This is a genomic window from Frankia sp. CgKIO3, from assembly GCF_977946435.1.
On the sequence record NZ_CDWTMO010000046.1, the window covers coordinates 19,899 to 24,849 of the forward strand.

3 protein-coding genes and 1 pseudogene are annotated in these 4,951 nt (G+C 67.1%); 2 read left to right on the top strand and 2 right to left on the bottom strand.

Going from position 1 to position 4,951, the window contains the following annotated elements; all coding sequences use genetic code 11:
* Positions 1 to 101 precede the first annotated feature (101 nt).
* Entirely contained in the window at positions 102 to 1,280 is a 1,179-nt protein-coding gene (locus tag AC08OJ_RS07765; RefSeq protein ID WP_476591864.1) for a cystathionine gamma-synthase, read from the bottom strand.
* 38 nt (positions 1,281 to 1,318) lie between these two features.
* Positions 1,319 to 2,698, bottom strand: a complete 1,380-nt coding sequence (locus AC08OJ_RS07770; RefSeq protein ID WP_476591877.1) for a cystathionine beta-synthase — start codon at positions 2,696 to 2,698, stop codon at positions 1,319 to 1,321.
* Between the two features lie 497 nt (positions 2,699 to 3,195).
* Here AC08OJ_RS07770 and AC08OJ_RS07775 point away from each other — a divergent pair, with 497 nt between their 5' ends.
* Both AC08OJ_RS07775 and AC08OJ_RS07780 read left to right on the top strand, forming a co-directional pair.
* Positions 3,196 to 3,600: a YccF domain-containing protein gene (locus AC08OJ_RS07775; RefSeq protein ID WP_476595387.1), complete on the top strand. Its 405-nt coding sequence runs from the start codon at positions 3,196 to 3,198 to the stop codon at positions 3,598 to 3,600.
* A 295-nt stretch (positions 3,601 to 3,895) separates the two neighbouring features.
* A pseudogene (locus AC08OJ_RS07780) lies at positions 3,896 to 4,951 on the top strand (hypothetical protein); the annotation flags it as partial.

Sequence of the window (4,951 nt, forward strand, 5' to 3'; positions counted from 1 at the left end):
TATGTCGCCGCTGTGGGTTAAGGTTTGGACTTTTTCGCTGGTTCGCCCTTCCGTACCGGGCGCGTGCGCCAGAAGCCGCCACTCCCGAAATCGGGGCCGGGCTACGCGGATCTGTCGGAAAGCCCGCGCAGCGCCTGGTGCAGATCGGCGACGAGGTCGTCCACCGATTCGATCCCGACCGAGAGCCGAACCAGGTCCGCGGGTACCGCGAGCGGTGAGCCCTCCACCGAGGCATGGGTCATGCTCGCCGGATGTTCGATCAGGGATTCCACCCCACCCAACGACTCGGCGAGAGTGAACAGCCTGGTCCGGCCGCATGCCTCCACGGCCGCGCGGGGGCCGGCCCGAAGGGTGAACGAGACCATTCCCCCGAAGTCACGCATTTGCTTCGCGGCGATGCCGTGACCCGCATGCCCGGTCGAACCCGGGTAGCGGACGGTCCCGACGGCGGGGTGCGTGGTGAGCTCGGCCGCGATACGCCGAGCGTTGTCGCAGTGTCGGTCCATCCGAATGGGGAGCGTCTTGACACCGCGCAGTACCAGCCAGCTGTCGAAGGGGCCGGCGACGGCGCCGGCCGCGTTCTGCAGGAATCGTAGCCGGGCGCCCAGGTCCGGATCGCCGACCACGAGCGCGCCGCCGACGACATCGCTGTGGCCACCGAGATACTTCGTCGTGGAATGCACCACCGCGTCCGCACCCAGGGTCAGTGGCTGCTGCAGGTAGGGCGAGGCGAACGTGTTGTCGACTGTTAGCAGCGCCCCCGCGTCATGCGCCAGCGACGAGAGAGCGACGATGTCGGCGATGGACAGCATGGGATTGGTCGGGGTTTCGCACCACACCAGCCGCGTGGTGCCCGGACGGATCGCGACTCGCACCGCATCGAGGTCGGTGAGATCGACGTTGGTGTGGTCGACGCCCCAGTCGGCGAGCACCCGGGCAATGAGCCGGTAGGTGCCGCCATAGGCGTCCGCCGGGATGATGACGTGGTCTCCGGGCCGGCAGACAGTTCGCAGCAGGGCGTCTGTCGCCGCCATGCCGGAGGAGAAAGCGAGGCCGACCGTCCCGCGTTCCAGTGCGGCGAGGCAGGTCTCCAGCGCGGTACGGGTCGGATTCGCCGAACGACTGTACTCGTAACCGCTCCGAAGCCCACCCACGCCATCCTGGGCGAACGTCGAGGACTGGTGGATCGGCGTCACCACCGCTCCCGTGATGGGATCGGGCTCCTGGCCGGCATGGATCGCGATGGTCTCGAATCCCTCAGTGGGCTGCTCCATAGGCATGGCGCCACGCTAGGGCCTCCTCGATGATCGGTGCCGATCTAGCGGACGGCCAGGAAACTCAGCAGGTCGGCACGGGTAAGGATGCCGACGGGATTACCCTCGTCGTGTACCAACACCGCGGGTTCGTCCCCGAGCACCGCGACGATCCGGGCCAGTGGCTCGCCGGTACCCACCATCGGAAGCGACGGCGACAGATGATCGGCGACCGGATCGTCGATGGCGGACCGGTCGGCGAAGACCGCCGCGAGCAGATGCCGCTCGATGACGGAACCCGCGACCTCCGCCGCCCGCAGGGGCGGTTCGTGCCGCACCACCGGCATCTGCGACACGTTGTACTCGCGCAGGTAGGAGATGGCGGCACCGACTGTCTCGGCCGGGTGGACATGCACCAGATCGGGGGGACCACTGGTCTGTTCGGTCTTGTTCCGCAGGACGTCCGAGACGGTCGGCTCGTTCGACGGTGGCTCCAGAAAGCCGTACTCGTACATCCATTCGTCGTTGAAGATCTTCGACAGGTATCCGCGGCCGGAGTCCGGAAGCAGGACCACGACGGCGTCGTCCGGGCCGAGCTCGCGAGCGACCCGGAGGGCGACGACCACCACGAGTCCGCCTGACCCGCCCACCAGCAGCCCGCATTTCCTGGCCAGCTCGCGCGTCATCAGGAACGAGTCGCGGTCGCTGACCGCCTCCACCCGGTCGACGACCGTCTTGTCGTAGGTCGTCGGCCAGATGTCCTCCCCGACGCCTTCGACGAGGTAGGGTCGGCCGCTGCCACCGGAGTAGACCGAACCCTCCGGATCCGCGCCCACGATCTGCACGGTTCCGCCGGACGCCTCCTTGAGATAACGGCCGACTCCACTGATCGTCCCGCCGGTCCCGATGCCGGCGACGAAGTGGGTGACGCGACCGTTCGTGGCCTGCCAGATCTCCGGCCCGGTCGTAGCGTGGTGCGCAGCGGGATTGTTCGGGTTGGAATACTGATCCGGGCTCCAACCACCGGGAGTCTCGCGGACGAGCCGGCGGGCCACCGAGTAGTAGGAGCGGGGGTCGTCGGGTGCCACTGCTGTCGGGCAGATGACGACCTCGGCGCCGTAGGCGCGCAGGACGGCCCGTTTCTCTTCGCTGATCTTGTCAGGCATGGTGAACACGCAGCGATAGCCCCGCCGGGCCGCCACCAGGGCCAGACCGACACCGGTGTTTCCGCTGGTAGGTTCGATGATGGTCCCACCAGGCGGAAGCAGCCCGGCCTCCTCGGCGGCGGAGACCATGGTCAGCGCCACCCGGTCTTTCACCGATCCACCGGGATTGAGGTACTCCAGCTTTGCCAGCACCGGCGCCGGCATCGTCTCGATCGTCGGTGTGATCCGGACCAGCGGTGTGTTTCCGACGAGATCGATCACGTGGTCGAATGCCTGCATATCGGTCATCCGCGCATCATTTCCGCTCTCGAGAGAGGTAACCGGGGCAACACCTCGTGTCCACGGCAGGCGGGAGCCGGTTGAGCTGCCCGAACCGGATCACCTCCTGGATACCGACGACCATGGCCGGGACGCTGCCTGTGCCCGGCGGCGGCGTACGTCACCTGCGTTCGTGCGGACGCGACATGCCGGCATGGACTGCTGCCACGACAGTAGCGAGCCGGGCCGGAACGTGCCGGGCCGCGTGGCATCCACTCTGTTTGCGATGGCATCCCGGGGGCAGATCGTCGTGGTGTACCTGACGGTGCGTCATCGCGAGTTCCGATGACCGTGCCCGGACGACCGTGTCCGGACGACCTGGACCCGATTGGTACGATAAAGTTCGGTGCTGATCGACGAGTGGCGTCGATGTTCCCGGCAGGCTTGCCATCGGCGTTCACCACGATCCCGGTGTCGGAGATCCCGGTGTCGGATCGGGAGAGAGAGCGGGTCAGCTCATGCGCCTCGTGCTCAACGTCATCTGGTTGGTATTCGGTGGTTTCTGGCTCGCCGTCGGTTACGCCCTCGCGGCGCTCGTGTGCTTCATTCTCATCGTCACGATCCCCTTCGGGATCGCCGCTCTGCGGATGGCGAACTTCGCACTGTGGCCGTTCGGACGGCGCATTGTCGACCGACCCGGCGCTGGCGGGGCGTCTCTGATCGGAAACGTGCTGTGGATCCTTCTGGCCGGTTGGTGGTTGGCACTGGGACATCTCACCACCGGCCTGGCACTCTGCCTCACCATCATCGGTATCCCGCTCGGCCTGGCGAACTTCAAACTAATCCCGGTCTCGCTGCTGCCCCTGGGTAAGGAGATCGTGGACGTCGACGCCTCCGCCGTCGGAGCTCGCGCGGCATTCTGAGCCGCTGCGGCAGGTCGAGCGTGCTCGGACCGTGCCGCGCCGTCGCGCGAACAGAACGCCGGCTGCATGATCACAACGGCATGATCGACTAGGGCGTCCCGCTCCACCGGTAGCGTCGCCAGCATCGCATACGTGCTTATACCGGTCTCATATCAAGCGTCGCTCGCAGATCGGAGCATTCCGCAGGCGGCAGCAGGCCTACAATGGTGTAGTAGATTCGATGGTGTGGAATGTGCGCGCAGGCCAGGGTGAGGCGGAAACCCCTGGGGATCCCGAGGAGGTAGGTGAACTCATCGTGGACATCTGGGATGACCTTGCGCAGCGTAACAACGCTCACCTGCGGGAACTATTCCTGACCGGTGACCTGGTAGCGGAAGGCCCACAAAACGCGATCTTGGGTTCGTGGTGGCGCAGCCAGGTACTGAACGTGAGCCCGGACCGGTGCTCCCCCGTCTATGATCCGGATCTTGACCTGGATACGCGCCTGGTCCGCGCGGCCGACCCGGTGCTCGACCGACTGGCATCCACGATCGCCGGGACCTGGGTGTGCGTGTGTCTCACCGACGACCAGGCAAGAATACTGGCGCACCGGGTCGGTGAGGCATCCTTCGGCCTACACCCTGGGTTCTGCGTCGCCGAGCACCTGGTCGGCACCAGCGCCGTAGCCCTCGCACTCGTGGAAAGGCGCCCCGCCCGGGTCTCGGGCGCCGAGCACTTCGCTGACCTCTACCAGCCGGACGCGTGCATATCCGTTCCCGTCCGCGACCCCCTCAGCGGGCGCATCGAGGGCGTGTTCAGCCTCATCTGCAGGCTCGCCGAGGCGAATCCGTCGGCGGAAGCCATGGTGGGGGAGGCTGGCCGCGCCATCGAACATCGGCTGCTGGAACAGGCGAGCGAGCGGGAACGGGCCTTGCTCCTGGCGTACCGGCAGGCCAAACACCGGATGCGGATACCGGCTGGCGGCGCACAGTTTCCGCTCGATCTCAAGGCCGGGTCCGGCATCGAGATCGAGCGTGATATTCGGCTGGTTTTGCAGGAGAAGGCCGCTGAACTGATCGCAGCGGGCCGCCCGACCGTCATCGAGGTATCCCTGCCGCACGGTCAGACCGCCACGCTGGTGTGCAGGAAGGTACAGACGCACTCCGCGGTGGCCGGACTGGCCGTCGAGGTCGCCTTTCCCTTCGGGCCGCCCCGTCGCCTTATGACCAGCGCCGCGGCCGTGGCAGGGCACCTCAACAGCCAGCCGCAGGGGGCCGACGCCGGTGCCCCGTCGGCGCCGGGGCTTTTCCTGCCGTATGCCGCGCTCGGCGCGCCCAGGCCGATACCGCGCCCGCCGGCCAGTGCACTCGAC

Coding starts and splice junctions, on each gene's coding strand:
- AC08OJ_RS07765 (WP_476591864.1), bottom strand. CDS start 1,280: ATGCCTATGGAGCAGCCCACTGAGGGATTCGAGACCATCGCGATCCAT.
- AC08OJ_RS07770 (WP_476591877.1), bottom strand. CDS start 2,698: ATGCAGGCATTCGACCACGTGATCGATCTCGTCGGAAACACACCGCTG.
- AC08OJ_RS07775 (WP_476595387.1), top strand. CDS start 3,196: ATGCGCCTCGTGCTCAACGTCATCTGGTTGGTATTCGGTGGTTTCTGG.